This window comes from Pigmentiphaga sp. H8 (genome assembly GCF_003854895.1).
Taxonomy (GTDB): Bacteria; Pseudomonadota; Gammaproteobacteria; order Burkholderiales; family Burkholderiaceae_B; genus Pigmentiphaga.
On the sequence record NZ_CP033966.1, the window covers coordinates 2,381,329 to 2,405,212 of the forward strand.

24 protein-coding genes are annotated in these 23,884 nt (G+C 68.1%); 16 read left to right on the plus strand and 8 right to left on the minus strand.

Annotation, left to right across the window (positions count from 1 at the left end; translation table 11 throughout):
• Positions 1-8 precede the first annotated feature (8 nt).
• Positions 9-821, minus strand: a complete 813-nt coding sequence (locus EGT29_RS11360; protein WP_202865612.1) for a DUF72 domain-containing protein — start codon at positions 819-821, stop codon at positions 9-11.
• Between the two features lie 64 nt (positions 822-885).
• On the opposite strand from EGT29_RS11360, the gene EGT29_RS11365 reads away from it, so the two are divergent.
• Positions 886-1,560, plus strand: coding sequence for a uracil-DNA glycosylase family protein (locus EGT29_RS11365; RefSeq protein ID WP_124689097.1), 675 nt, complete (start codon positions 886-888; stop codon positions 1,558-1,560).
• A 13-nt stretch (positions 1,561-1,573) separates the two neighbouring features.
• Complete coding sequence (locus EGT29_RS11370; protein WP_124689098.1) at positions 1,574-1,852, plus strand: SelT/SelW/SelH family protein; 279 nt, start codon at positions 1,574-1,576, stop codon at positions 1,850-1,852.
• On the opposite strand, the gene EGT29_RS11375 is transcribed toward EGT29_RS11370, so the two are convergent.
• On the minus strand, positions 1,849-2,430 hold the full coding sequence (locus tag EGT29_RS11375) for a nitrogen fixation protein NifQ (protein ID WP_238160367.1): 582 nt from the start codon (positions 2,428-2,430) through the stop codon (positions 1,849-1,851). The two genes, EGT29_RS11370 and EGT29_RS11375, sit on opposite strands and share 4 nt — an antisense overlap.
• Positions 2,431-2,487: 57 nt before the next feature.
• On the minus strand, positions 2,488-3,408 hold the full coding sequence (locus tag EGT29_RS11380; RefSeq protein ID WP_124689100.1) for a YicC/YloC family endoribonuclease: 921 nt from the start codon (positions 3,406-3,408) through the stop codon (positions 2,488-2,490).
• 205 nt (positions 3,409-3,613) lie between these two features.
• On the opposite strand from EGT29_RS11380, the gene rph reads away from it, so the two are divergent.
• From rph to ntrC, 6 genes are all read left to right on the plus strand, one after another.
• Complete coding sequence (rph, locus tag EGT29_RS11385) at positions 3,614-4,369, plus strand: ribonuclease PH (RefSeq protein ID WP_124689101.1); 756 nt, start codon at positions 3,614-3,616, stop codon at positions 4,367-4,369.
• Between the two features lie 23 nt (positions 4,370-4,392).
• Positions 4,393-4,992 carry an RdgB/HAM1 family non-canonical purine NTP pyrophosphatase gene (gene rdgB / locus EGT29_RS11390; protein WP_238160369.1) on the plus strand — a complete coding sequence of 200 codons (600 nt, stop codon included), beginning with the start codon at positions 4,393-4,395 and terminating at the stop codon, positions 4,990-4,992.
• Positions 4,992-6,227 (plus strand): radical SAM family heme chaperone HemW, encoded by a 1,236-nt coding sequence (hemW, locus tag EGT29_RS11395; protein ID WP_124689103.1) that lies wholly within the window; start codon positions 4,992-4,994, stop codon positions 6,225-6,227. The genes rdgB and hemW overlap by 1 nt, the downstream gene beginning before the upstream one ends.
• Positions 6,228-6,593: 366 nt before the next feature.
• On the plus strand, positions 6,594-8,006 hold the full coding sequence (glnA, locus tag EGT29_RS11400) for a type I glutamate--ammonia ligase (RefSeq protein WP_124689104.1): 1,413 nt from the start codon (positions 6,594-6,596) through the stop codon (positions 8,004-8,006).
• A gap of 64 nt (positions 8,007-8,070) precedes the next feature.
• The gene (gene glnL, locus EGT29_RS11405) at positions 8,071-9,159 is read left to right on the plus strand and encodes a nitrogen regulation protein NR(II) (RefSeq protein ID WP_124689105.1); all 1,089 of its coding nucleotides are present in this window, start codon (positions 8,071-8,073) and stop codon (positions 9,157-9,159) included.
• Positions 9,160-9,209: 50 nt separating this feature from the next.
• Positions 9,210-10,730 (plus strand): nitrogen regulation protein NR(I), encoded by a 1,521-nt coding sequence (gene ntrC, locus EGT29_RS11410; RefSeq protein WP_124689106.1) that lies wholly within the window; start codon positions 9,210-9,212, stop codon positions 10,728-10,730.
• A gap of 30 nt (positions 10,731-10,760) precedes the next feature.
• Here the strand turns inward: ntrC and EGT29_RS11415 are convergent, their stop codons facing one another.
• The 3 genes from EGT29_RS11415 to EGT29_RS11425 all read right to left on the minus strand — a co-directional run bounded on the left by EGT29_RS11415 (position 10,761) and on the right by EGT29_RS11425 (position 13,296).
• Positions 10,761-11,657, minus strand: coding sequence for a ZIP family metal transporter (locus EGT29_RS11415; RefSeq protein ID WP_124689107.1), 897 nt, complete (start codon positions 11,655-11,657; stop codon positions 10,761-10,763).
• Positions 11,658-11,664: 7 nt separating this feature from the next.
• Positions 11,665-12,276 carry a superoxide dismutase gene (locus EGT29_RS11420; RefSeq protein ID WP_124689108.1) on the minus strand — a complete coding sequence of 204 codons (612 nt, stop codon included), beginning with the start codon at positions 12,274-12,276 and terminating at the stop codon, positions 11,665-11,667.
• A gap of 114 nt (positions 12,277-12,390) precedes the next feature.
• Positions 12,391-13,296, minus strand: coding sequence for a LysR family transcriptional regulator (locus EGT29_RS11425; RefSeq protein ID WP_124689109.1), 906 nt, complete (start codon positions 13,294-13,296; stop codon positions 12,391-12,393).
• Between the two features lie 100 nt (positions 13,297-13,396).
• Here EGT29_RS11425 and EGT29_RS11430 point away from each other — a divergent pair, with 100 nt between their 5' ends.
• The 3 genes from EGT29_RS11430 to EGT29_RS11440 are packed head-to-tail and all read left to right on the plus strand — an operon-like array spanning position 13,397 to position 16,652.
• Positions 13,397-14,140, plus strand: coding sequence for an SDR family NAD(P)-dependent oxidoreductase (locus tag EGT29_RS11430; protein WP_238160370.1), 744 nt, complete (start codon positions 13,397-13,399; stop codon positions 14,138-14,140).
• A gap of 34 nt (positions 14,141-14,174) precedes the next feature.
• Complete coding sequence (locus tag EGT29_RS11435) at positions 14,175-15,152, plus strand: tripartite tricarboxylate transporter substrate binding protein (protein ID WP_161567789.1); 978 nt, start codon at positions 14,175-14,177, stop codon at positions 15,150-15,152.
• A 51-nt stretch (positions 15,153-15,203) separates the two neighbouring features.
• Positions 15,204-16,652: an NAD-dependent succinate-semialdehyde dehydrogenase gene (locus EGT29_RS11440; RefSeq protein ID WP_238160373.1), complete on the plus strand. Its 1,449-nt coding sequence runs from the start codon at positions 15,204-15,206 to the stop codon at positions 16,650-16,652.
• Position 16,653: 1 nt separating this feature from the next.
• On the opposite strand, the gene EGT29_RS11445 is transcribed toward EGT29_RS11440, so the two are convergent.
• Positions 16,654-17,937: an adenosylmethionine--8-amino-7-oxononanoate transaminase gene (locus EGT29_RS11445; protein WP_124689111.1), complete on the minus strand. Its 1,284-nt coding sequence runs from the start codon at positions 17,935-17,937 to the stop codon at positions 16,654-16,656.
• A gap of 99 nt (positions 17,938-18,036) precedes the next feature.
• On the opposite strand from EGT29_RS11445, the gene EGT29_RS11450 reads away from it, so the two are divergent.
• Genes EGT29_RS11450 through bioD form a run of 3 tightly spaced genes read left to right on the plus strand, consistent with a single transcriptional unit; the run spans position 18,037 to position 21,325 of the window.
• Positions 18,037-19,239, plus strand: coding sequence for an 8-amino-7-oxononanoate synthase (locus EGT29_RS11450; protein ID WP_124689112.1), 1,203 nt, complete (start codon positions 18,037-18,039; stop codon positions 19,237-19,239).
• Entirely contained in the window at positions 19,236-19,904 is a 669-nt protein-coding gene (locus tag EGT29_RS11455) for an alpha/beta fold hydrolase (RefSeq protein ID WP_124689113.1), read from the plus strand. The genes EGT29_RS11450 and EGT29_RS11455 overlap by 4 nt, the downstream gene beginning before the upstream one ends.
• Positions 19,901-21,325 (plus strand): dethiobiotin synthase, encoded by a 1,425-nt coding sequence (gene bioD / locus EGT29_RS11460; protein ID WP_124689114.1) that lies wholly within the window; start codon positions 19,901-19,903, stop codon positions 21,323-21,325. The genes EGT29_RS11455 and bioD overlap by 4 nt, the downstream gene beginning before the upstream one ends.
• Before the next feature lie 9 nt (positions 21,326-21,334).
• Here the strand turns inward: bioD and EGT29_RS11465 are convergent, their stop codons facing one another.
• Complete coding sequence (locus tag EGT29_RS11465) at positions 21,335-22,249, minus strand: LysR family transcriptional regulator (RefSeq protein ID WP_124689115.1); 915 nt, start codon at positions 22,247-22,249, stop codon at positions 21,335-21,337.
• Between the two features lie 172 nt (positions 22,250-22,421).
• Here EGT29_RS11465 and EGT29_RS11470 point away from each other — a divergent pair, with 172 nt between their 5' ends.
• Together EGT29_RS11470 and EGT29_RS11475 are read left to right on the plus strand one after the other, a co-directional pair.
• Complete coding sequence (locus EGT29_RS11470) at positions 22,422-22,802, plus strand: RidA family protein (protein WP_124689116.1); 381 nt, start codon at positions 22,422-22,424, stop codon at positions 22,800-22,802.
• 73 nt (positions 22,803-22,875) lie between these two features.
• Positions 22,876-23,883 (plus strand): tripartite tricarboxylate transporter substrate binding protein, encoded by a 1,008-nt coding sequence (locus EGT29_RS11475; RefSeq protein ID WP_124689117.1) that lies wholly within the window; start codon positions 22,876-22,878, stop codon positions 23,881-23,883.
• The last annotated feature ends 1 nt before the right edge of the window (position 23,884 follow it).

Sequence of the window (23,884 nt, forward strand, 5' to 3'; positions counted from 1 at the left end):
GGCTGGAGTCAGCCCAGCCGCTCGATCAAGGCCATGGCCGCGGCGGGCGCCTTGGGCTTGAAGCCGTTGATCATGTAGACGAACACCTCGCGCGCCCGCTCGGCCTTGGCGGGCGGGGCGGCCAGGCAGGGCAGGTCGGCCGGCGCCTTGCCGCCGGCCCAGGCGCGGGCGCGTTCGGCCCAGGCATCGAGATCGGCTGGCGCATAGCCCAACTTGCGGTCCTCGCGCGCGGCTTGCAGCCGGACGTAGACGAACGGCGCCGTCACGTCGTGCAGGTGCGGCACGCCCTCCTTGTCCGCCACGACCGCCGCCACCTCGTGCCGGCGCAGCAGATCGACGAAGGCCGGTACCGCGAAGCTCTCGTGCCGGACCTCCACCGCATGGCGCAGCCTCCGGCCCTCGTATTCAGCGGGCAGCAGCGCCAGGAAGGCGGCGAAGTCCTCCGGGTCGAATTTCTTGGTGGGCGGAAGCTGCCAGTTGATGGGGCCGAGCTTGTCCTTCAGTTCCACGAGGCCGCTGGCCAGGAACTTGTCGATGGAGGGGCCGGCCTCGGCCAGCACGCGGCGGTTGGTGGCGAAGCGTGGGCCCTTCAGCGCGAAGACGAAGTCCTCGGGCGTCTCGTCGTGCCAGCGGGCGAAGCTGGCCGGCTTCTGCGTCCCGTAGAACGTGCCGTTGATCTCGATGGAAGTCACGTGGCGGCTGGCGTAGTCCAGCTCCCGGCTTTGCACGAGACCTTCGGGATAGAAGCTGCCGCGCCAGGGTTCGAACACCCAGCCGCCTATGCCCACGCGTACGGAAGCCATGTTTTTCGCCTTGCTCATGCGCCGCTTCTCCATCGTACCGGCCGACCCTACAATGCCGTTCCGGTTTTCGTTTCGCCCCGCCATGCCCCTGGACGCCGAACAACTTGCCGCCTTCCGCCGCCTGGCCGCCGGCCTGGATCGCATCGACGGCGAGGCCTATGCCGCCGCCGGCCGCGATCCGCTCCTGCCTATTCTAGGTCTGGGGCCCGCCCGGGCGCCATTGTGTTTCTTCGGCCGCGACCCAGGCGCGGACGAAGTCCGGCACGGGCAACCCTTCGTGGGCAGCTCCGGCCAGTTGCTGCGCGCCGAACTGCACCGCCACCTGGCGCCGGACGTGCCGTATTCATTCGACGAAGGACTGCGCGTCGGCGCGGGTTTCTTCTGGATCAGCACCGTGCCCTACAAGCCCTTGCACAACAAGGCGTGGTCGCCCGCGGTACGGCAGCGTTTCCAGCCGTTGATCCAGCACATCCTGTCGGCGCAGTGGCGCGGCGGCGATGTCATCACCCTGGGCAACGAAGCCTTCGAATGGTTCAGCATCGGTCTGGTGGGCGACGAACTGGCCGCCGTGCGCGAATTCTGGCGGCGCGAGGACAAGTACGAGTCCAGCGTTGCCGTACCCCTGCGTGCGCAAGGCAGCGAACGGATCTTGCGCCTGCATCCCTTGCCGCATCCTTCGCCTGCCAATGCCCGCTGGCGGCCGCATTTCCCCCGGCTGCTGAAAGCCCGGCTGGACGCGCTGCTGCCGCCCGCCTGATGGAGGCCTTGCCATGAACGGACCCGCCATTTCGATTACTTATTGCACGCAGTGCCTGTGGCTGCTGCGCGCGGCCTGGATGGCGCAGGAACTGCTGTCCACGTTCGGCACGGACCTGGGGCAGGTCGCGCTGGTGCCGGGTACGGGCGGGGTCTTCCAGATCCGCTACGACAGCGAGCTGATCTGGGACCGGAAGACCGATGGCGGCTTCCCGGATGCGAAGGTACTCAAGCAGCGCGTGCGCGACCGGCTGGACCCGGGCCGCGACCTCGGGCACGTCGATCGGCCCTAGCGCAGGCGCTTCGGGAAGCAGCGCCCGTATTCCTCGCAGCCGTGGCAGCCCGGTGCGGGCTGCGGCGTTTCCCCACGCGTGACCGCCAGGTCGTACGCCAGGAATTTCTTCCAGCGCATGTCGCCCGTGTTGCGCTCGGGCAGCCCGGGGAAGTAGCGATGCAGCGCGCGCGTGACGTCGTCGCGCCCGGCCAGCCCCAGGTCGCGCCATAGGTGATCGGGCCGCAGACAGGCATGGGCGATGATCGTCGCCAGACAGGTGACGTCGGCGGCGGGAAGCGCGGGGTTGCGCCAGGCCAGCATGTGGGTGCGCAGGTTGGCCGTGAACGTGGTGCCGGCCTCTGGTTGCGCCGGCAGCGAGGGAAGGAGCGCGCCTGGAAACCAGCGGGCGTACAGCTCCCGTAGCGCTTCCTGAGACAGCCCCAGCAGGGGCAGCTCGTGCCGGACTTCGCGGGCGGCCAGCAGGCGGGCGAAGAGGCGCGCGTCGAAGGCGTCCGGATGCGCGGAGAAGGAAGCGAGCAGCGCGGTGCGGGCGGCGGGGTCAGCGCGCCCGGGCTGGGTGTGGGGTCGGTCGAGCAAGGCATTTGCTCCGATGGAAAGGCACAGAGCCAGGTCTGATGTCATCTTTCTGGCGCGTTACTCGATATTCTGCGCCTGTTCCCGCATCTGCTCGATCAGCAGCTTCAGGTCCATCGCCGCCCGCGTCACTTCCAGCCCGCCCGCCTTGGATCCCAGCGTGTTGGCCTCGCGGTTCATTTCCTGGAACAGGAAGTCCAGCCGCTTGCCGGCGCTGCCCTTGTCGGCCTTCTTGCCCGCGCCGCCCTTGCCGATCAGCTGCTTGAGCTCGGCCAGGTGCGAATGCAGGCGCGAGAGTTCCTCGGCCACGTCGATGCGCAGGCCGAACAGGGTGGCTTCATGGGCCAGGCGTTCGGACAGTTCCTCGCCGCGGATGTTCTGGAAGCCGCCCGGGAAGGCGGCCTCGACGGTGTCGCGCAGCTTGCGCGCGAGCCGTTCGCGGTATTCGTGCACGAGCTGGGGCATGCGCTGTTCGACCTCGCCCACGATGGCGGCGACCGAGTCGGCGCGGTCGGCGATCATGGCGGCCAGGCGTTCGCCTTCGCGGTCGCGCGCTTCCTGCATCTGGGTCAGCGCCTCGCCGGCGGCGCGCAGGGCGGCTTCGCGCCAGGTGTCCTCCGATTCCTCGGCCGCCTGCACGCCGGGCCAGGACAAGAGTTCGGACAGGCGCGGCGGCTGGACGTCCGGGAGCACGGCCTGGACTTTGCGGAACAGCGTGGCGGCCTGTTCCAGGGCGGCGACGTTGATGGATTCGGGGTCGGTGCTGAGGCGGCGCTGGATGGAGGCGCGCACCTCGATCTTGCCGCGCGCCACGCCCTTGGTCAGCATCTCGCGCAGCGGCGATTCCAGCGCGCGCAGTTCGTCCGGCATGCGGAAATGGAGATCGAGGAAGCGGCTGTTGACGCTGCGCAGTTCGATGGACACCGAACCGTGGTCGGTGTCGGCGCGCGCGGCGCCGAAGGCGGTCATGCTACGGATCATGGCGAAGGCCTGTCAGGACGTGGGCAAGGCCGACGAGCACGGCGACAGGGCCGGTGCGTTTGTCGGCATGAATCAGCATGATAAATCGCACGGAAGGGTTCGTGGGGCCTTGCCCGTACAATGTCCGCATCCGGCCGCCGCGGCGCGGCCCATGCGTCCTGGGCGCCGGCGCGCCGGTCCGCCCGCCGATCTGGAGTCTTTTTTCATGAGCATTGCCCCTTCCGCATTCGCCCGGCCGTCCGGCCGCGGCCTCGCCTCGCTGCGTCCTGTTTCCCTGCAACGCGGCTATACCCGCTATGCCGAAGGGTCGGTGCTGGTGAGCTTCGGCGACACGCAGGTGATCTGTACCGCCAGCGTCGAGGACAAGGTGCCGCCGTTCCTGAAGGGCATGGGGCAGGGCTGGGTCACGGCCGAATACGGCATGCTGCCGCGGGCCACGCATACGCGCGGCGGCCGCGAGGCGGCCAAGGGCAAGCAGACCGGCCGCACGCAGGAAATCCAGCGCCTGATCGGCCGCAGCCTGCGCGCGGTGTTCGACCTGGAGAAGCTGGGCGAGCGCACGCTGCACCTGGATTGCGACGTGATCCAGGCCGACGGCGGCACGCGCACGGCCAGCATCACCGGGGCCTTCGTCGCGGCCAGCGATGCGATCGCGCTGCTGATGGCGCGCGGCGCCCTGGCCGCTTCGCCCATCCGCGACCACGTGGCGGCGGTATCGGTGGGCATCTATCAAGGGCAGCCGGTGCTGGACCTGGACTACGCCGAGGATTCGCAGTGCGAGACCGACATGAACGTCGTGATGACGGGCAGCGGCGCCTATGTGGAAGTCCAGGGCACGGCCGAGGGCGTGCCGTTCTCGCGCCAGGAAATGGATGCGCTGCTGGGGCTGGCCGAGGCCGGCATCGCCGATCTCGTGCGCCTGCAGCGCGAGGCGCTGGCGCAGCCGTATCCGGGCCGTTGATGCCTGTGGGAGCGGAGCGAACGATGGCAAGAAAACTGGTCCTGGCTTCCAACAACGCGGGCAAGCTGCGCGAGTTCTCGTCGCTGCTGGCGCCGCGCGGCTTCGAGCTGGTGCCCCAGGGCAGCCTGGGCGTGCCGGAGGCGGAAGAACCCCATGTCACGTTCATCGAGAACGCGCTGGCCAAGGCCAGGCATGCCAGCCAGCTGACCGGCCTGCCCGCGCTGGCCGATGATTCCGGCGTGTGCGTGACGGCGCTGGGCGGCGAGCCCGGCGTTTATTCGGCGCGCTACGCGGCGCGCAACGGCGGCGAGAAGTCCGATGCCGCCAACAACGCGCTGGTGGTCGAGCGCCTGCGCGGCGCGCAGGACCGCCGGGCCTATTACTACGCCGCGCTGGTGCTGGTGCGTTCGGCCAACGATCCCCAGCCCTTGATCGGCGAAGGGCTGTGGTGGGGCGAGATCATCGAGCAGCCGCGCGGCGCCGGCGGTTTCGGCTACGACCCGCATTTCCTGCTGCCCGGCCTGGGCCGCACGGCGGCCGAGCTGTCCGCCGACGAGAAGAACCGCGTCAGTCACCGCGCCCAGGCGCTGGCGGTGCTGATGGGCAAGCTGGATACGTTCTGATGGCCCGGTCCATCGCGATCCGGCCGGCGGGGCAGGGGGCGCCCGCGGCGCGCGCGGCCATGCCGTTCGCGCCCGGCCCCAGCCTGCTGACCAGCCTGCCGCCCCTGTCGGTGTACGTGCACGTGCCCTGGTGCGTGCGCAAGTGCCCGTATTGCGATTTCAATTCGCACGCGGCGCCCGATGAGCTGCCGGAGTATCGCTACCTGCAGGCGCTGACCGCCGATCTCGATCAGAGCCTGCCGCAGGTGTGGGGCCGCAAGGTGGTGTCGGTCTTCATCGGCGGCGGAACGCCGAGCCTGTTGTCGGCCGCCACGATGGATTCCTTGCTGGCGCTGCTGCGCTCGCGGCTGCCGCTCCTGCCCGACGCCGAGATCACGATGGAAGCCAACCCCGGCACGGTCGAGGCCGGGCGCTTCGCCGATTTCGCGGCCAGCGGGGTCAACCGCATTTCGCTGGGCATACAGAGCTTCGACGACGACCGCCTGCGCGCGCTGGGCCGCATCCACGACGGCCGGGCGGCGCGCGAGGCGATCGCCATCGCGCAGCGCCACGTCGAGCGGGTCAATCTGGACCTGATGTTCGCGCTGCCGGGGCAGACCCTGGACGGCTGTCTGGACGATGTCGAGACCGCGCTGTCCTTCGGGACGGAACACCTGTCCCTGTACCACCTGACGCTGGAACCGAACACGGTCTTCGCCAAGTATCCGCCGCAACTGCCCGACGACGATACGGCCTTCGAGATGCAGGACCGGATCGAGGCGCGGCTGGCCGAGGCGGGATACGACCACTACGAGATATCGGCCTATGCCCGGCTCGGTGCCCGCTGCCGCCACAACCTGAACTACTGGGAGTTCGGCGACTACCTCGGCATCGGCCCGGGTGCCCACGGCAAGTTGTCCTTCCACGACCGCATCCTGCGCGAGGCGCGCGTGCGCAATCCCCAGTCCTGGATGGATGCGCTGCTGGACCCGGCGGATGGCGCGACGCACCTGGCGGAATCGCGGCTGGTGGGGCCCGACGAACTGCCCTTCGAATTCATGCTGAACGCGCTGCGGCTGGCCGATGGCGTGCCGGCGGCCAGCTTCGCCGAACGGACCGGCCTGAACCTGGCCACCATCGCCCGGCCGCTTGCCCGCGCCGTGGAGCGGGGCCTGCTGGACGAGGATCCGACCCGCATCCGCGCGACGGCGCTGGGTCGGCGCTTCCTGAACGACCTGCAAAGCCTGTTTCTTTGAACGGGCGAAAAGGCGGACCGTTGCCCGTAACCGTGCGGGCCGCGCCATCACGCGGCACGAATGCACTTTTATGGTGCAAAATAAGCCTGGTTTCCCCTTTTGCACCAATATAGGGAATGCCCCGGCCGGGTATGCTTCATGGTGGTGCGAGGCCTGACATCTTCCCCGGCTCGCCGATGTGCGAGAATGCCGCGCCGTCCTGCGCAAGCGGGCCGGCAAGCGGCCCCGGCCGATGCTGGCACGGAAACTGCTTAACTTGATGCGCAACCGTTCAGCCCAGATCGCTTCCGGTCGCGCTGTATGCATTATCGAGAACGCTTGAGCCTCCGGGAGCCGGAGGCGGTTACGAGACTATCAGGAGCCCTAATGGCAACGCCCAAAGACGTCCTCAAGATGATTGCGGACAACGAGGTCAAGTTCGTTGACTACCGTTTCACCGATACGCGTGGCAAGGAACAGCACGTGACGGTGCCGTCCCATACCGTGGACGATGACAAGTTCGAAACGGGCCATGCTTTCGACGGCTCCTCGATTGCCGGCTGGAAGGGCATCGAAGCCTCGGACATGCTGCTGATTCCCGAGCCCTCGACCGCCCGCATGGATCCGTTCCGCGAGGAATCGACCCTGATCCTGACCTGCGACGTGGTCGAGCCTTCCGACATGAAGGGCTATGACCGCGACCCCCGCTCGCTGGCCAAGCGCGCCGAAGCCTACCTGAAGTCCTCGGGCCTGGGCGACACCGCCTACTTCGGTCCCGAGCCCGAATTCTTCGTGTTCGACGGCGTGACCTGGAACGTCGACATGTCCGGCTGCTTCGTCAAGATCAAGTCGGAAGAGGCCTCGTGGTCCACCGGCATCGACTACGACGGCGGCAACCTGGCCCATCGTCCCTCGGTCAAGGGCGGCTATTTCCCCGTTCCGCCCACCGATTCCTTCCAGGACCTGCGTTCGGAAATGTGCCTGCTGCTGGAGCAGCAGGGCGTGCCGGTCGAAGTGCACCACCACGAAGTGGCGGGCCCCGGCCAACTGGAAATCGGCACCAAGTTCTCGACCCTGGTGCAGCGCGCCGACTGGAACCAGATCATGAAGTACACGATCTGGAACGTGGCCGCCGCCTACGGCAAGACCGCCACCTTCATGCCCAAGCCCGTCGTCGGCGACAACGGTTCCGGCATGCACGTCCACCAGTCGATCTGGAAGGACGGCCAGAACCTGTTCGCGGGCAACGGCTACGCCGGCCTGTCCGAGTTCGCGCTGTACTACATCGGCGGCATCATCAAGCACGCCCGCGCGCTGAACGCCATCACCAACCCCGGCACGAACTCGTACAAGCGCCTGGTTCCGCACTTCGAAGCCCCGGTCAAGCTGGCCTACTCGGCCCGCAACCGCTCGGCCTCGATCCGCATCCCGTACGTGGCCAACCCGAAGGGCCGCCGCATCGAGACGCGCTTCCCGGATCCGCTGGCCAACCCGTACCTGTCGTTCTCGGCCCTGATGATGGCCGGCCTGGACGGCGTGATGAACAAGATCCATCCTGGCGATCCGGCCGACAAGAACCTGTACGACCTGCCGCCCGAGGAAGACGCGAAGATCCCGACCGTGTGTGCCTCGCTCGAGCAGGCGCTGGAAGCCCTGGACAAGGACCGCGAGTTCCTGACCCGCGGCGGTGTGTTCAGCAACGCCATGATCGATGCCTACATCGCGCTGAAGATGGAAGAAGTCACGCGTTTCCGCGTCACGACCCACCCCGTCGAGTTCGACATGTACTACGGCCTCTGATCAGGACCTGATCAGTCGTCAGCAAGGAAAAACGGGGCGTTCGAACGCCCCGTTTTCATTGGACATGACTCATTTGCTTCCCGATCCTTCCTCCTATCCGGTCGACGCCTTCGCCGCGTTCGAACTGCTGTCCAGCGCCATCCTCGTCATCGACGACGACGGCCTGATCCGCTATGCCAACGCCCCGGCCGAGGATTTGTTCGAGGTCTCGGTGCGGCAGTTGTACGCGGTCAAGGCCGGCGACCTGTTCCGCGATGGCGAGCAGTTGCGCCAGTCGCTGGAGGAGGCCCGCCAGCACCTGTTCGCGGACAAGCGGCAGATACTGGAGATCGATCGCCTGGGGCGCGAGCCGACGCAGGTATCGGTAACCGTGGTCGCGCTGGACGGCCAGCCGTGGCCGGCGCTGATCGAACTGCGCGAGATCGAGCAGCAGCTGAAGGTGGACCGCGAGGAACGCCTGCTGGAACAGGCGCAGGCCAATCGCGAACTGTTGCGCAACCTCGCGCACGAGATCAAGAATCCGCTGGGCGGGCTGCGCGGCGCGGCGCAATTGCTGGAGGCCGAGTTGTCCGATCCCGCGCTGATCGAATACACCCAGGTCATCATCCAGGAGGCGGACCGTCTCCAGACCCTGGTGGACCGCCTGCTGGTGCCGCATCGCGCGCCGCGCATCGTCGGCGACGTCAACATCCACGAGGTCTGCGAGCGCGTGCGGTCGCTGGTGCTGGCCGAGTATCCGAACGGGCTGCGCATCGTGCGCGACTACGACGCGGCGATTCCCGAGTTCCGGGGCGACAAGGCGCAGTTGATCCAGGCCGTCCTGAACGTCGTGCGCAACGCCGCCGAGGCCTTGTCGCCACGCATCGCGGCCGGCGATGCCGAGATCACGCTGCGCACCCGTGTGGCGCGCCAGGTCACCTTGGCCAAGCAGCGTTTCAGGCTGGCATTGGAATTGCATGTGATGGACAACGGCCCGGGGATTCCCCCTGAATTGCTGGACCGGATCTTCCATCCGCTGGTGTCGGGACGTGAGGGCGGCAGCGGACTGGGATTGACCCTGGCTCAGACTTTCGTGCAGCAGCACGAGGGTGTGATCGAATGCGACAGCCGGCCCGGCCTGACCGATTTCCGCCTGCTGTTGCCCTTACCTTGATCGAAGAATTGGATGGATTTTTTTTCCCGAGCGTACCTAGGAAGGCAGCGATGAAACCGATCTGGATCGTAGATGATGACCGTTCGATCCGCTGGGTGCTCGAAAAAGCCTTGGCCCGCGAGAACCTGCCCAGCCGCAGCTTCGGCACCGCGCGCGAGGCCCTGGACGCCCTGAACGACGACGTGCCCCAGGTGCTGGTGACCGACATCCGGATGCCCGGGGCCGGCGGCATCGAACTGTTGCAGGCGGTCAAGCGGCGTTTTCCGGCGCTGCCCGTCATCGTCATGACGGCGTATTCCGACCTGGAGAGCGCGGTATCGGCCTTCCAGGGGGGCGCCTTCGAGTACCTGCCCAAGCCCTTCGACGTGGACACCGCGACCGAACTGATCCGCCGCGCCGTCGAGGAAAGCCTGCGCGAGGAGGCCTCGGCCGACGAGACGCTGGTCGGCACGCCCGAGATCCTGGGGCAGGCGCCGGCCATGCAGGAAGTGTTCCGCGCCATCGGCCGCCTGTCGCAGTCGCAGGTCACGGTCATGATCACCGGCGAATCGGGCAGCGGCAAGGAACTAGTGGCGCGCGCACTGCATCGGCATAGTGCCCGGGCCTCCGGCCCCTTCGTGGCGATCAATACCGCCGCGATTCCGCGCGACCTGCTGGAGTCCGAGCTGTTCGGCCACGAGCGCGGCGCCTTCACCGGCGCGCAAAGCATGCGCCGCGGCCGCTTCGAGCAGGCCGACGGCGGCACGCTGTTCCTGGACGAGATCGGCGACATGCCCGCCGAATTGCAGACGCGCCTGTTGCGGGTGCTGTCGGACGGCAGCTTCTATCGCGTGGGCGGGCACAACCCGGTGCACGCCAACGTGCGCGTCATCGCGGCCACGCACCAACCGCTGGAAGAACGCGTCAAGCAGGGCCTGTTCCGCGAGGACCTGTTCCATCGGCTCAATGTGATCCGCCTGCGCCTGCCGCCGCTGCGCGAGCGGGCCGAGGACATCCCGCTGCTGGCCCGCCATTTCCTGGCGCGCAGCGCGCGCGACCTGGGCGTGGAACCCAAGCGCTTCACGCCCGCCGCGCTGGCGGCCCTGTCGCGCTTTCCGTTTCCCGGCAACGTGCGGCAGCTCGAGAACGTCTGCCATTGGCTGACCGTGATGGCGCCGGCGCAGACGGTGGACGTGCAGGACCTGCCGCCCGAACTCCTGGAGAAGATGCCGGCCGAGGGCGATAAAGCGCTGGCGCCGGGTGCCTTCGCCGCGACAATGCAGGCGCTGACGCCGGATCGCGGCGTGCTGGCCGGGCCGAGCGCGGAGGTGGCGCACACCGCCGGCGGCGTGGTCGTGGCCGATCGCCCGAATCCGTGGCTGGGCGGCCTGCAGAGCGACGTCGAACAACGCCTGCAGCGGGGCGAGCCCGACATCATGCAGACCCTGACCCGCCAGTTCGAAAGCATGCTGATCTCGACCGCGCTGCGCGCCACCCGGGGCCGCCGGATCGAGGCGGCGCTGAAGCTGGGCATCGGACGCAACACCATCACGCGCAAGATCCAGGACCTGGGGCTGGACGACGACGATTGACGCCGGCGGCGCCGGGCGGCGCCCCAGCCGTCAGCCCAGCGCCGTGTCCAGCAGCATCATGATGACGAAGCCCACCATCAGGCCGCAGGTGGCATAGACCTCGTGTCCCTTGCGGTGCGATTCGGGGATGATCTCGTGGCTGATCACGAACAGCATCGCCCCGGCCGCGAACCCCAGTCCCCAGGGCAACAGCATCGCGGAGTAGGAGATGACCGAGGCGCCGATGACGGCGGCGATCGGCTCGACCAGTCCCGTCAGCGCACCCAGCACGAACGCGAAGCCCTTGCTGTAGCCGATGCCCAGCAGCGCGACGGCCACGACCAGTCCTTCGGGTACGTCCTGGATGGAAATGCCGGTGGTGAGCGCCGAGGCGCGCAGCGGATCGGTGCCGGCGAAGGCCACGCCTATGGCCAGGCCCTCGGGCAGGTTGTGCAGGGCGATGGCGAACACGAACATCCACGTGCGGCGCACGGCCAGGATCGTGTGCTTGCCTTCCACGCCCTTGATGAAGTGCTCGTGGGGCAGGTAGCGCTCCATCGCCAGCAGCAGGGCGGCGCCCAGCAGGATGGCCGCGCCCATCAGCATGCCCGCGCCCCAGGGGCCGGCGCCCTGCAGCTTCGCTGCTTCGATGCCCGGTACCACCAGCGAAAAGGCACTGGCCGCCAGCATGACGCCTGCGCCGAATCCGAACAGGCTGTCCTGCACGCGATCGGACAGGCGTTGGGAGAACAGCACGGGCACGGCCCCCAGCGCTGTCGCGCCGGCGGCCATCATGCCGCCTATCAGGGCATCCAGCACCACCGGGTCGGTGGCCATCCGTATCCAGAGCTGCCGACCGAGCACGGCCAGGCCCAGCAGCACGATGGCGACGCCCACGGTCTTGCGCAGCACCTGGCCCGGGGAGGCGGTTCGGTTGGCCGTCGTCATGGGGGCCTCAGCTTTGGGCCTGTTGGTAGCGCCGTTCGACTTCATCCCAGTTCACCACGTTGTAGAAGGCGGCGATGTATTCGGGACGCCGGTTCTGGTAGCGCAAGTAGTATGCATGCTCCCACACGTCCAGACCCAGTATCGGCGTGTTACCAGCCATGAGCGGGCTGTCCTGGTTGCCCGTGCTTTCCACGGCCAGCTTGCCCTGGGGCGTCAGGCTCAGCCATGCCCAGCCGCTGCCGAAGCGCGTCAGCGCGGCTTGTGTGAACGCCTGCTTGAAGGCTTCGAAACCGCCCAGGTCGGACTGGATCGCGCGCGCCACCTGGCCGTGCGGCGCGCCGCCGCCCCGGGGCGACATCACGGTCCAGAACAGCGAGTGGTTGGCGTGTCCGCCGCCGTTGTTGCGAATGGTCGTGCGCAGGGCTTGCGGCGCCTGGTCGACGCCGGCCACCAGTGCTTCCACGGGCAGTTCCTTCAGCGGCGAGTTCTCCAGCGCGGCGTTCAGGTTGTTGACGTAGGTCTGGTGGTGCCTGGTGTAGTGGATCTCCATGGTCTGCGCGTCGATGTGGGGTTCCAGGGCGTCGTACGCGTAGGGCAGCGGGGGCAGGGCATGGGTCATGAGGCGCTCCGGACAAGGATTTTTGAATAAAAATAACTATACAAATAGTAATGATAATCATTTATATTTTAGAACAAAAAGACAGACTGAAGGAAGAAGCGGGACTTCGCCGCATCACCGCCGAGACGTGAGCTGGCGCAGGACGTCCAGAAGCTTCACCGCGGGCTGGGGCAAGAGCCCGTGGCTTCGCCGGTAGACCTGCAATTGGCGGCGCTTGACCACGCCGGCCACCGGTAGCCGGTCTATCCAGCCTGCCTGCCGTTCCGGCTCGTACAGCGGTTCAGCCAGCCATCCGAGGAAGCCGCCGTGCGAGATCAGGCTCTTGTTCGTGATGTTCGAGCGGGTCTTGACGATCACCTCCGGCATGGGCAATCCGGCCTTGGCGAATTCCTTGGACAAGTCCTCGTAGGGGGCGGTCCCTTCGGGCGATAGCACCCACTTGTAGTCCAGGGTGTCCGCCAGGGTGATGACGCTGTTGGCGCGGAGGGGATGGGACGGCGCGGCGACGATGTAGCTCGCGTCTTCCCAATGGCAATCCGGGATCGCGCAGATGTCGGGGCTGGCGGGCATGGAAGCGCCGACGGTAAGGTCGACCTCCCGGTTGACGAGCGCATCGACGAGCACGTCGGCGATTCCTTCGACGATATGCACCTGCAGCCTGGGCCATTGTTCCAGTACCTGGGCGATGGCTTGGGGCAGGATTTGTCCGACCGCGCTGGCGATCGCACCGACGCGGATCGTACCGCGCGCCAGGCCGCGCAGTTCGTCGATTTCTTCGGTGGCGGCCTCGGCTTCTTTCTGGATCAACGCTGCGCGGGGCAGCAGGGTCTCGCCCGCGGCGGTCAGCTTCATGCCGGTCAGGTAGCGCTCGAACAGCGGCATGCCGATCTGCTCTTCCAGCTTGCGTATGGTCCGGCTCAGGGCAGGCTGGGTGATGTTGAGTTTCTGGGCTGCGCGCCCCAGCGTGCCGTACTGGGCAACCGCAAGAAAGGCATCGAGAGGGCGGATGTGGATGGTCATGCCGAAACTTAATGGCGCCCACCGGAAAAAGCAATATTCAGTGCCGCTCTGCCTTACGCATACTGCGCGCATCGTAAACGAGGAGCCAGGAGCGCAAGCAGTGAAGAGCATCATCGTTACAGGAGCGGCCAGAGGCATAGGGCTGGCGTTCGCACGGCGTTTCGCGGCCGACGGGTTCGACGTCGCCATTCTCGACAGCACGGGCGCCGAGCAGGCCGCGGCGTCGATCGCACGCGAGGGACTGAGCGCGACCGGCTATTCCGGCGACGTGACGGAAGAGGCGGATTGGATGCGCATCGTCGAAGACCTGTCCGCGAAAGGACATGCGCTCTACGGACTGGTCAACAACGCGGCGATGTTCGCGAGCCTGCCCATGCAGCCGTTCACGCAGATTTCCAAGAAAGACTGGATGCAGGTCATGGCAGTCAACACCGCCGGTCCGTTCCTGGGCATCAAGGCGTGTTCGCCAGCCATGCGGGAGGGCGGCGGTGGGCGTGTGGTGAACATCGCGTCCACCTCGCCTTTGAAAGGGGTGACCGGGATGCCTCACTACGTGGCCAGCAAGGGCGCGGTGATCGCGCTCACGCGCAGCCTGGCCAGGGAACTGGGGCCGGCGGGGATCACGGTCAATGCGATCGCCCCGGGATTCACGCTGTCGGACGGCATCCTGACGAACAAGGAGCACGTCGATCAGTTCCGCGACGTGGGCAAGAGCGCGCGGGCGTTGAAGCGGGACCAGATGCCGGAGGACCTGGTCGGCGCGGCCTCGTTCCTGCTGGGACCCGATGCGGCATTCATGACGGGCCAGACGCTCGTCGTCGATGGCGGAGCCATCTTCGTCTGATCACAAGAACCATCAGAAACCAGGAGTCGAGACCATGAAAAAGACAATCACGGCCGCTGCCGCGGCATTCATGCTGGCGAACACGCCGGCCTTTGGCCAGGCGCCGAAATATCCCGCCAAGCCGGTCCGCATCGTGTCGGCGTTTTCCACCGGATCGGGAGCCGACGCGATGTTGCGCATCGTGGCCGATCGCCTGTCCAAGGCGTGGGGCCAGGCCGTCGTCGTCGAGAACAAGCCCGGGGGCACGGGTTTCATCGCGGCCGCCGACGTCATGCGCTCGCCTGCCGACGGCTATACGCTCTTCCATGCGGATGGCCTGAACTTCACCGCGGTGCCGCATCTTTACAAGAAGATGCCCTACGACGCCCAGAAGGATTTCGTGCCGGTGATCCCCCTGCATCACAGCAACTTCTTCATCGCCGTGTCGTCGCAATCGAAATGGAACAGCGCCGGCGATCTGCTGGCCGCCGCGAAGGCGGCTCCCGGCAGGGTGACGTACGGCTCGTGGCAGATCGGAAGCGTGGCGCATCTGGCCGGCGCGGCACTGGAGACCGCCTCGGGCACCCATATGACGCATGTCCCGTTCAAGGACGTGGGTCAGTTGTATGCCTCCGTTGCCAATGGCGACGTCGACTGGGCATTCGGGACGCCGGGCAGCGCCGGTCCGTTGCAGCAGGCGGGCAAGCTCAAGTTCATCGGCTGGGCGGGCACCGAGCGTCTTGCCGGGTATCCGGACGTGCCGCTGGTCGGCGAAAGCGGCGGGCCGGCAGGTTTCCAGGTGTCGGGATGGGTGGGGCTGTTCGCGCCGGCGGGCACGCCCAGGACGCTGGTCGATCAGGTCAACAGGGATGTGGCCGCCATCTACGGCCAGGCGGACGTGCCGTCGAAGATGATCCAGTTCGGCTACATGCCGCTGCTGATCAAGCTTCAGGAAGTCTCGGCGCTGATCCGCAAGGAGTCCGAGGCCTACGCGAAGATCGTGAAGGAAAACAACCTGACGCTGGACCAGTAGGCGCGGCCGCGTGTCTGGACCGACCGTCGGGAAATCTTTGAGGATGGAATCTTGGAACTGGGAAATACCGATACATACCGGCAGCCGGAACTGCTGATCGGGGGCGATCCCCGAGGGCTCGATGGCCGGGAAGCCATGCCGGTCGTGAACCCCGCGACAGGCGGTGCGCTGGGCCTGCTTCCGCTGGCAAGCCGGCAGGATCTGGACGATGCGCTTGAAGCCGCGCAAAGGAGCTTCATGGCATGGCGGCGGGTGGCGCCGGTCGATCGGGGGCGGATCTTGCGCCGGGCCGCCGACCTGATGCGCGGCAGCCTCGAGCGAATAGCCCGGCTGATCACCCTGGAGGTGGGCAAGCCCATTGCCGAGTCTCGCCAGGAAGCGGCGTTGGCCGCGGAGACGCTCGACTGGTTCGCGGAAGAGGGGCGCCGCGCGTATGGACGGATCCTGCCATCGGGGCTGGGCAAGACCCAGTTCATGGTGGTCAAAGAGCCGGTCGGGCCCGTCGCGGCATTCGCACCCTGGAATTTTCCGACGGTCAACGCGGCCCGCAAGATAGGTTCGGCGCTGGCGGCCGGGTGCCCCTGCATCCTGAAGCCTGCGGAAGAGGCGCCCGCGGCGGCGCTGGAAGTGGCCAGGGCACTGCTGGAGGCCGGCCTGCCGCGCGGGGTCCTGTCCGTCGTGTTCGGCGTGCCGGCGGCGGTTTCCGAGCATCTTCTGGCGTCGCCGGTCATACGGAAGGTGTCCTTCACCGGATCCATTCCCGTCGGGCAGCATCTGATGAAACTCGCCGCGGCCTCCGGGAAGCGGACCACCATGGAGCTGGGCGGGCATGCGCCGGTGCTCGTGTTCGGCGATGCCGACGTCGAGCAGGCACTGGACCTGGCCGTCGCCTCGAAGTATCGCAATGCCGGCCAGGTGTGCGTGAGTCCCACGCGCTTCTACATCCATGAAAGCATCCATGAGCGCTTCGTCAGCGGTTTTCGGCAGCGGGTGCGAGCCATTCCGGTGGGCGACGGGCTGGCCGAAGGGACCCGCATGGGCCCGCTGGCGCACGACCGGCGCCGGGCTCCCCTGGAAGGCCTGATCGAGAACGCGCTGGACGGCGGCGGCCGCCTCGTCAGCGGCGGCAAGGCCATCGAGGCGGACGGCTATTTCTTCGAGCCGACGGTGCTGGCCGACGTGCCGGAGTCTGCCCGAGTGATGAACGAAGAACCGTTCGGCCCTCTGGCGCTGTTGAACACCTTCACGTCCACGGACGAGGTGATCGCACGGGCCAACCGGCTGCCGTTCGGCCTGGCGGCCTATGCGTTTACCCGTTCGACGGACGTGGTCAGGCGGGTATCCCAGGAGGTCGAGGCCGGCATGCTGGCCATCAATTCCTTCTTGATCTCGGTTCCCGATGCACCGTTCCTGGGAGTCAAGGAAAGCGGCCATGGCGCCGAGAATGGCATCGAGGGGCTCGAGGCCTGCCTGGTGACGAAGCTGGTTTCGCTGGCCTGATTCAGGCGGCGGTGGGGCGCATGGTCCGCACGACGCCCACCACCGCGGCGATCAGAAGATCCAGGTCGTCCTGGCCGATGGTGAAGGCCGGTGTCAGGTAGACGATGTTGCCGAAGGGCCGCACCCAGACGCCGGCGTCGACCAGCCTGGCCCGCAGCGCGTCGCGGTCGAACGGTCCGTTCAATTCGATCGCGGCGATGGCGCCCAGCACGCGCACGTCGCGCACCCACGGCAGCTCGCGGCAGGGAGCCAGGCCGGCTTCCATCGCGCGGGACAGGGCCGCGACCTGCTTCAGGCGCGGCTCGCTTGCGAACAGATCCAGCGAGGCGTTGGCGGCGGCGCAGGCCAGGGCGTTGCCCATGAAGGTGGGGCCGTGCATCAGGGCATGGCCCGGATCGTCGGACCAGAAGCCGTCGAACACGCGCTGGCTGGCCACGGTGGCGGCAAGCGGCAGGGTGCCGCCGGTCAGCGCCTTGGACAGCGTGACGATGTCGGGCCGGGCATCGGCCTGTTCGAACGCGAACATCGTGCCGGTGCGGCCGAAACCGGTGAAGATCTCGTCGTAGATCAGCAGCAGGCCGTGGCGGTCCGCCAGCGCGCGCAGGCGGGCCAGCACCTCGGGCGGGTGCATCAGCATGCCGCCGGCGCCCTGGACCAGCGGTTCGACCAGGATGCCGGCGAGTTCGTGGGCGTGCCGGCGGAGCAACGCGTCCAGCTCGGCTTCCGAGGCGTCGTCGCGTGGCAGCGGCGCGATCACGTGCCGGGTCAGGAGGCCGCGGAACAGGCTGTGCATGCCGTCTTCCGGATCGCAGACCGCCATCGTGCCGAAGGTGTCGCCGTGGTAGCCGCCGCGGAAGGCCAGGAAGCGCGAGCGTTGGCGCTCGCCCTGGTTGAGCCAGAACTGTACGGCCATCTTCATCGCCACCTCGACCGCCACGGAGCCCGAGTCGGTGTAGAACACGCGATCGAAGCCAGGCCCCAGCAGCGCGCACAGGCGCTGCGCCAGCCGCGCGGCGGGCTCGTGCGTCAGCCCGCCGAACATCACGTGCGGCATCGCATCGAGCTGGTCGCGCACGGCCTGGGCGATGGCGGGATGGTTGTAGCCATGGCAGGCCGTCCACCACGAGGCCACGCCGTCCACCAGGCTGCGGCCGTCGGCCAGTTCGATGCGGCTGCCGTGGGTGCGCACCACCGGCAGCGGCGGCGCGGCGGTTTTCATCTGCGCATAGGGCAGCCAGACGTGGCGGGCGCCGTCGGCGACCCAGGCGGGCGGGGGTGTGTGCATGATCGTCCTGCGCCGGCCGCGGCGCCAGGCCGGACCGGTCGTTCCTCTACAATGACACGCATTCTACGGTGCGGGCGCCGCCGGGCGCATCGCCGGGCCATGTCTATATTCGATTCCCTGTTTTCCCAAGAGCTCGACCGCGCCGCGCAGCGCCAGACGCGGCGCCGCTTGCGCACCGCCGCCGCGGCGCGCGGCGGGCATGTGACGTTCGAAGGCCGCGACGTCGTCGATTTCTCCAGCAACGACTATCTGGGCCTGGCCAGGCATCCCGTGCTGGCCGAACGCGTGGCCGAGTGGACCGCGCGCCACGGCGCCGGCGCGCGCGCCTCGCGCCTGGTGTCGGGCAATCTCGATCTGCACCAGGCCGTCGAAGCCAAGCTCGCCCGCTTCAAGGGGACCGAGGCGGCGCTGTTGTTCGCCTCGGGCTGGCAGGCCAACGCCGCCGTGCTGCCGGCCTTGCTGCGCGTACCGGGCCAGGGCGACCCGCTGGTGTTCAGCGACCGGCTGAACCATGCCAGCCTGCATCATGGCTGCCAGGCCGCCGGCGTGCGGCAGATACGTTTCCGGCACAACGATCTCGATCACCTGGATGCACTGCTGGCCGAGCGCGCCGGCCAGCCGGGGCCGCGTTTCGTCGTAACGGAAAGCGTGTTCAGCATGGATGGCGACCGCACCGACGTGGCCGCGCTGTGCCGGGTGGCCGAGCGCCACGGCGCCTTCGTCTACCTGGACGAGGCCCACGCGACCGGCGTGCTGGGGCCGCGCGGCGCCGGGCTGGCCAGCCTGGGCGAGGGCAGGGTGGACCTGGCCATGGGCACCTTCAGCAAGGCCCTGGGCGGCTTCGGGGCCTACGTGGCGGGGTCGCGGCAATTGTGCGACTACCTCGTGAATACCTGCTCGGGATTCATCTACACCACCGCCTTGCCGCCGCCGGTGCTGGCCGCCATCGACGCCGCGCTCGATCTCGTGCCCGGCATGGACGACGAGCGGCGGCGGCTGGCGGGGCTGGGCGACGGACTGCGGCGGGCGCTGGCGGACCAGGGCGTGGAGACGGGCGCCTCGTCGACGCAGATCGTGCCCGCCATCGTGGGCGAGGCGGGCGCGGCGCTGGCCCTGAGCGACGGACTGCGCGCGCGGGGCCTGCTGGCGGTGGCGATCCGTCCGCCCACGGTGCCCATGGGCACGAGCCGGCTGCGGATTGCGCTCAGCGCCGCGCACGACGAAGCGGACGTGGCCCGCCTGGCCCGGACCATCGCCGAACTGCGCGCGCAGGCCATGAACGCGGACGAAGGCCGGCCATGACCGATGGCGCGCGCCTGCCGCTGGTGTGCCTGCATGGCTGGGGCTTCGACGCCTCGACCTGGGCGCCCATGCGCGCCCATCTGGATGGCTGGGACATCCACGCCGACGATGCCGGCTACTTCGGCCGCACCGTCGCGGCCGAACGCCCCGCCGCCTACGTGGCGGTCGGCCATTCGCTGGGCGCCATGCGGAGCCTGGAAGACGCGGGCGCGGGTTGCCGCGGCCTCGTCCTGATCAATGGCTTCGCGCGCTTCTCGGCCGCCGGCGATTTCCCCACGGGGGTGGCCGCTCGGGTGCTGGACCGCATGCTGACCCGCCTGGCGGCCGATCCCGCCGCCGTGGTGGGCGAGTTCCGCCGACGCTGCGGCGCCGCCGATCCCATCGACGCGGGCACGCTGGACGAAGCCGTCCTGGCCGCCGGACTGCGCCAATTGCGCGCGGGCGATGCACGCGCGGCCTGGGCCGCCAGGCGCGTGCCGGTCCGCATCCTGGCCGGCGATGCCGATCCGGTCGTCACGCCGGCGCTCACGGCCGCCTCGTTCGGCGGCGAGGCCGTCTGGTGCGCCGGAGGCGGCCACCTGCTGCCCCTGACGCATCCCGCGTGGTGCGCCAGTCAGATACGCGCGTTCGTGCGCGAACTGGCCGGCGCCCCGGATCCGGCATGACGGGGCGGATCCATGGGCGGGCCGTGGCCCGCCGTTTCGGCGATGCGGCGGGACGCTACGAACGGCACGCGGGCTTGCAGCGCGAGGTGGCCGAGGCACTGGCCGCGCGCATCGCCCGCCTGCCGCTGCCGGAGCGCCCGCGCATCCTGGAGATAGGCTGCGGCACGGGATTCCTGGCCGAGGCGCTGTCACGCCGGCTGGGACCGGCATGCTGGACGCTGACCGACATCTCGCCCGCCATGCTGGAGACCGCGCGGCGCCGCTTGTCGCTGCCCGGCACCTGCCGTTTCCTGGCCGTGGACGGCGAGCACCCCGACGCGGAACTGGGCGAGTTCGACCTGATCTGTTCCAGCATGGCCGTGCAATGGTTCGGCGACCTGGATGCCGGCCTGGCGCGGCTGGGCGGATTGCTCGCCGAAGGCGGCTGGATGGCCGTGGCGACGCTGGCCGAGGGCACCTTCGCCGAGTGGCGGGCGGTGCACGCGGACCATGGCGTGCGCGCCGCGGTTCGCGACTACCCCCGGCCCGCGGACATCGGCGCCGCGCTGCCCGGCCTGCGCCGCCTGATGCAGGCCGAGCGGCGGGTGCTGCCGCATCGCGACGGCATGACGTTCCTGCGCGGGCTCAAGGCAATAGGTGCGGATGCGCCCGCGCCGGGGCGCCGGCCGCTGCCGCCCGCCCTATTCAAGCGGATACTGCACAGTTTCGATACACAGGGGGCAAGCGTGACCTACCATCTGGCCTACGGCACCTGGAGCAAGGGCGAGGCGCCGCGCGGCGTGTTCGTGACCGGCACCGACACCGGCATCGGCAAGACGCTGGTGTCGGCGGTGCTGGCGCGCGCCTGGCAGGCCGACTATTGGAAGCCCTTGCAGACCGGCGTGGCGACCGAGCCCGACGACACCGGCACGGTGGCGAGGCTGGCCGGCCTTGCGCCCGAGCGCATCCATGCGCCCCACGCGGTGCTGCAGGCGCCCTTGTCGCCCTGGGCGGCCGCGCGCGAGGAAGGCGCGGCGCTGAGCGCGGCCGACATCGCGCTTCCCGCCACGCGCGCGCCGCTGGTGGTGGAGGGCGCCGGCGGACTGCTGGTTCCCATCGACGACCGGGCGACCATGATCGACCTAATCGCACACCTGGGGCTGCCGGTGGTGCTGGTGGCGCGCAGCGCGCTGGGCACGCTCAATCACACGCTGTTGTCGCTGGAGGCGTTGCGCGCGCGGGGCATCCCGGTGGCGGGCGTGGTGATGAGCGGCGAACCCTCGGCGGGCAACCGGCTCGGCATCGAACAGTTCGGCAAGGTCCGCGTGCTGGCCGAGATCCCGCGCCTGCCCGCGGTCGATGCCGAAACGGTGGCGGCCCTGGCGCGCGGCATCGAGCCGCTGGAGCGGATGCTGGAAGCGGCCGGAGCCGCTGGCGCCTGAGGCCGGCCTTCAGCGCCTGCCGGTGTCCTGGCCGTACAGCGTGCGCACGTGCTTGCGCATGTGCTGGAGATAGGCGCTGACCGCCTGCGGCAGGCGCCGGCGGCCCAGCACGCACACGTCCACGCAGGTCTTGCCCAGGATGGGATGCGACAGCGGGATGCTGACCAGGTCGCCCGCATCCAGTTCATGGTGGATGGACATGTGCGACAGGATGGTGATGCCGCCCTGGTTGCGCGCGTAGTTCCTCATCGCTGCGATGGAGTTGGTCACCATCGCGGGCGCCACCCGCAGGCGTTCGCCGGCGCAGATGGAATCGATCAGCCGGCGTATGCCGAAGTCCGAGGCCGGCAGCGCCGTGCGGTGATTCAGCATCTCGCGCAGCGATATCGATTTGCGGCGCGCCAGTTCGTGCGTGGGCGCCATCACCGCTTCCAGCGGCGCGGAAATGCGCAGGGCGCATTCGATGGCGTCGTGCGGCGTGGGCGTGAAAGCCAGGCCCAGGTCGGCGTCGCCGCAGCTGACCGCGGCCAGGGTGGTTTCCGTGCCCGCCACCACGATCTCGAAGGTCACGCCTGGATAGCGTTGCTGGAAACCGGCCACGGTCTGCGTGACGAACTCGATCTGGCCTTCGGTGGAATACAGCTTCACGTGGCCATTGCGCAGGCCTTTCAATGCCTCGAGTTCGGCCAGCATGCGCCGCTCGCCGTGCAACACTTCCTCGGCGTAGTGCAGGCAGACTTCTCCGGCGGGCGTCAGGACCACGCCGCGGCTGGAGCGGTCCAGCAGCTTGATGCCCAGTTCGCTCTCCAGGCGCTTGATGTGCTTGCTCAGGGCCGATGGGGCGGTGTCGAGCCGTTCGGATGCGCGGCGTATGCCCTTGCATACCGCGACTTCATAGAAGCTGGCCAGATCAGCCTGGTTCATGGATGTTCCCCATACAGGTGTTCTCGATCCGAGAACATAGTGTGCGTGCCCTTCGTCTTGTTGGGGTGGAGGGATCTATCGATAATTTTTTGGCGCCCGGCAAGGCTGACGCCAAGGTGGCACAGCAGCCGGCGGTTCGAGCGTTTCCCGCCAGTCATTATCGAGGCCCCTCATGTCCACAAGCAAGATTTTCATGTCCGATGCCGTCGCCAAACCCAAGGCGCCGCTCTCGCACGCGGTCGTCGCCGGCGACTTCGTCTTCGTCTCGGGCACGACCCCCTTCGACGCCAACCGCGAGCTGGCGCCGACCTTCTCCGAGCAGATGCACCAGGTGATGAAGAATCTCAAGCAGATCCTGGCCGAATGCGACAGCTCGCTCGACAAGGTGGTGAAGGCCAACGTGATCCTGACCGACATCAGCCGCTTCAACGAGATGAACGAGATCTATCGCAGCTATTTCCAGGAAGGCAAGTTCCCCGCCCGCACCACGATCGAGGCACCCCTGGCGATCGCCGGGATGATGCTGGAGATCGAGGTCGTGGCGACCCGCTAGGCAGGCTGGCGGCGCGCGGACCTCGCGTGCCGCCCATGCTTCTTTTCCTCTCTTTTCGCTCAAGGTATCGAACATGAAGATGTCGTTGAGTTCATCGCTTTTCGCACGACGCGCCACCGGTGCCGTGCTTGCGTGCGCCGCCGTGGCTTGTGCGGCCTCCGCCACGGCGGCGGATTCCTATCCCAGCCGTTCCATCAGGATCATCGTGCCCTTCGCCGCCGGCGGCGGCAGCGACGTGACGGCGCGGCTGATCGGCAAGAAGCTGCAGGAAGCCTACGGCCAGGCCGTGGTGATCGAGAACCAGCCCGGCGCCAGCACCCAGATCGCGACCCGCAACGTGATCCGGTCCGCGCCCGATGGCTATACGCTGTTGCTGGCGACCACCTCGGTCGTCAACAACGCCCACCTGTATCCCAAGCTCGATTACGACGCCATGAAAGAGCTGGTGCCGGTGGTGGGCATCGTCGACGTGCCGCCGTTCCTGGCCGTGGGACCCGGCATCAAGGCGACCAACGTCAAGGATTTCATCACCGAGATCAAGGCCAAGGCCGCCACCGAGAAAGGCGTGACTTTTGGCTCGGCGGGCCCCGGCAGCACGCTGCACCTGGCTTCCGAATGGCTGATCAAGCAGCTCGGCATCAAGGCCGTGCATTCACCCTACAAGGGCAGCGGCCCGGCATCGGTGGCATTGGCCCAGGGCGACGTCGATTTCAGTTTCGACAACATCCCGCCGCTGCGCCCCATGGTGGATGCCGGCAAGGTGCGCCTGCTGATGGTGGGGGCACGCAACCGCTTCCCGAGCACGCCGGCGCTGCCGACCCTGAAGGAATCGGGACTGCCCGACGAGGAACTGTCGAGCTGGTTCATCCTGATGGCTCCGGCGCAGACCCCGCCCGCCGTGGTGGCGTCGATCAACAGCGAAGTGAACAAGATCCTGAAGAAGCCGGACGTGCGCAGCACGTTGATCGATCTGGGGCTTGCGCCCATGGACACGTCGGTGGACGATCTGAAGAAGCGCATGCGCAATGACTTCGACATGTGGGGCGGCATCATCAAGGATGCCAAGGTGACGCTGGAGTGAG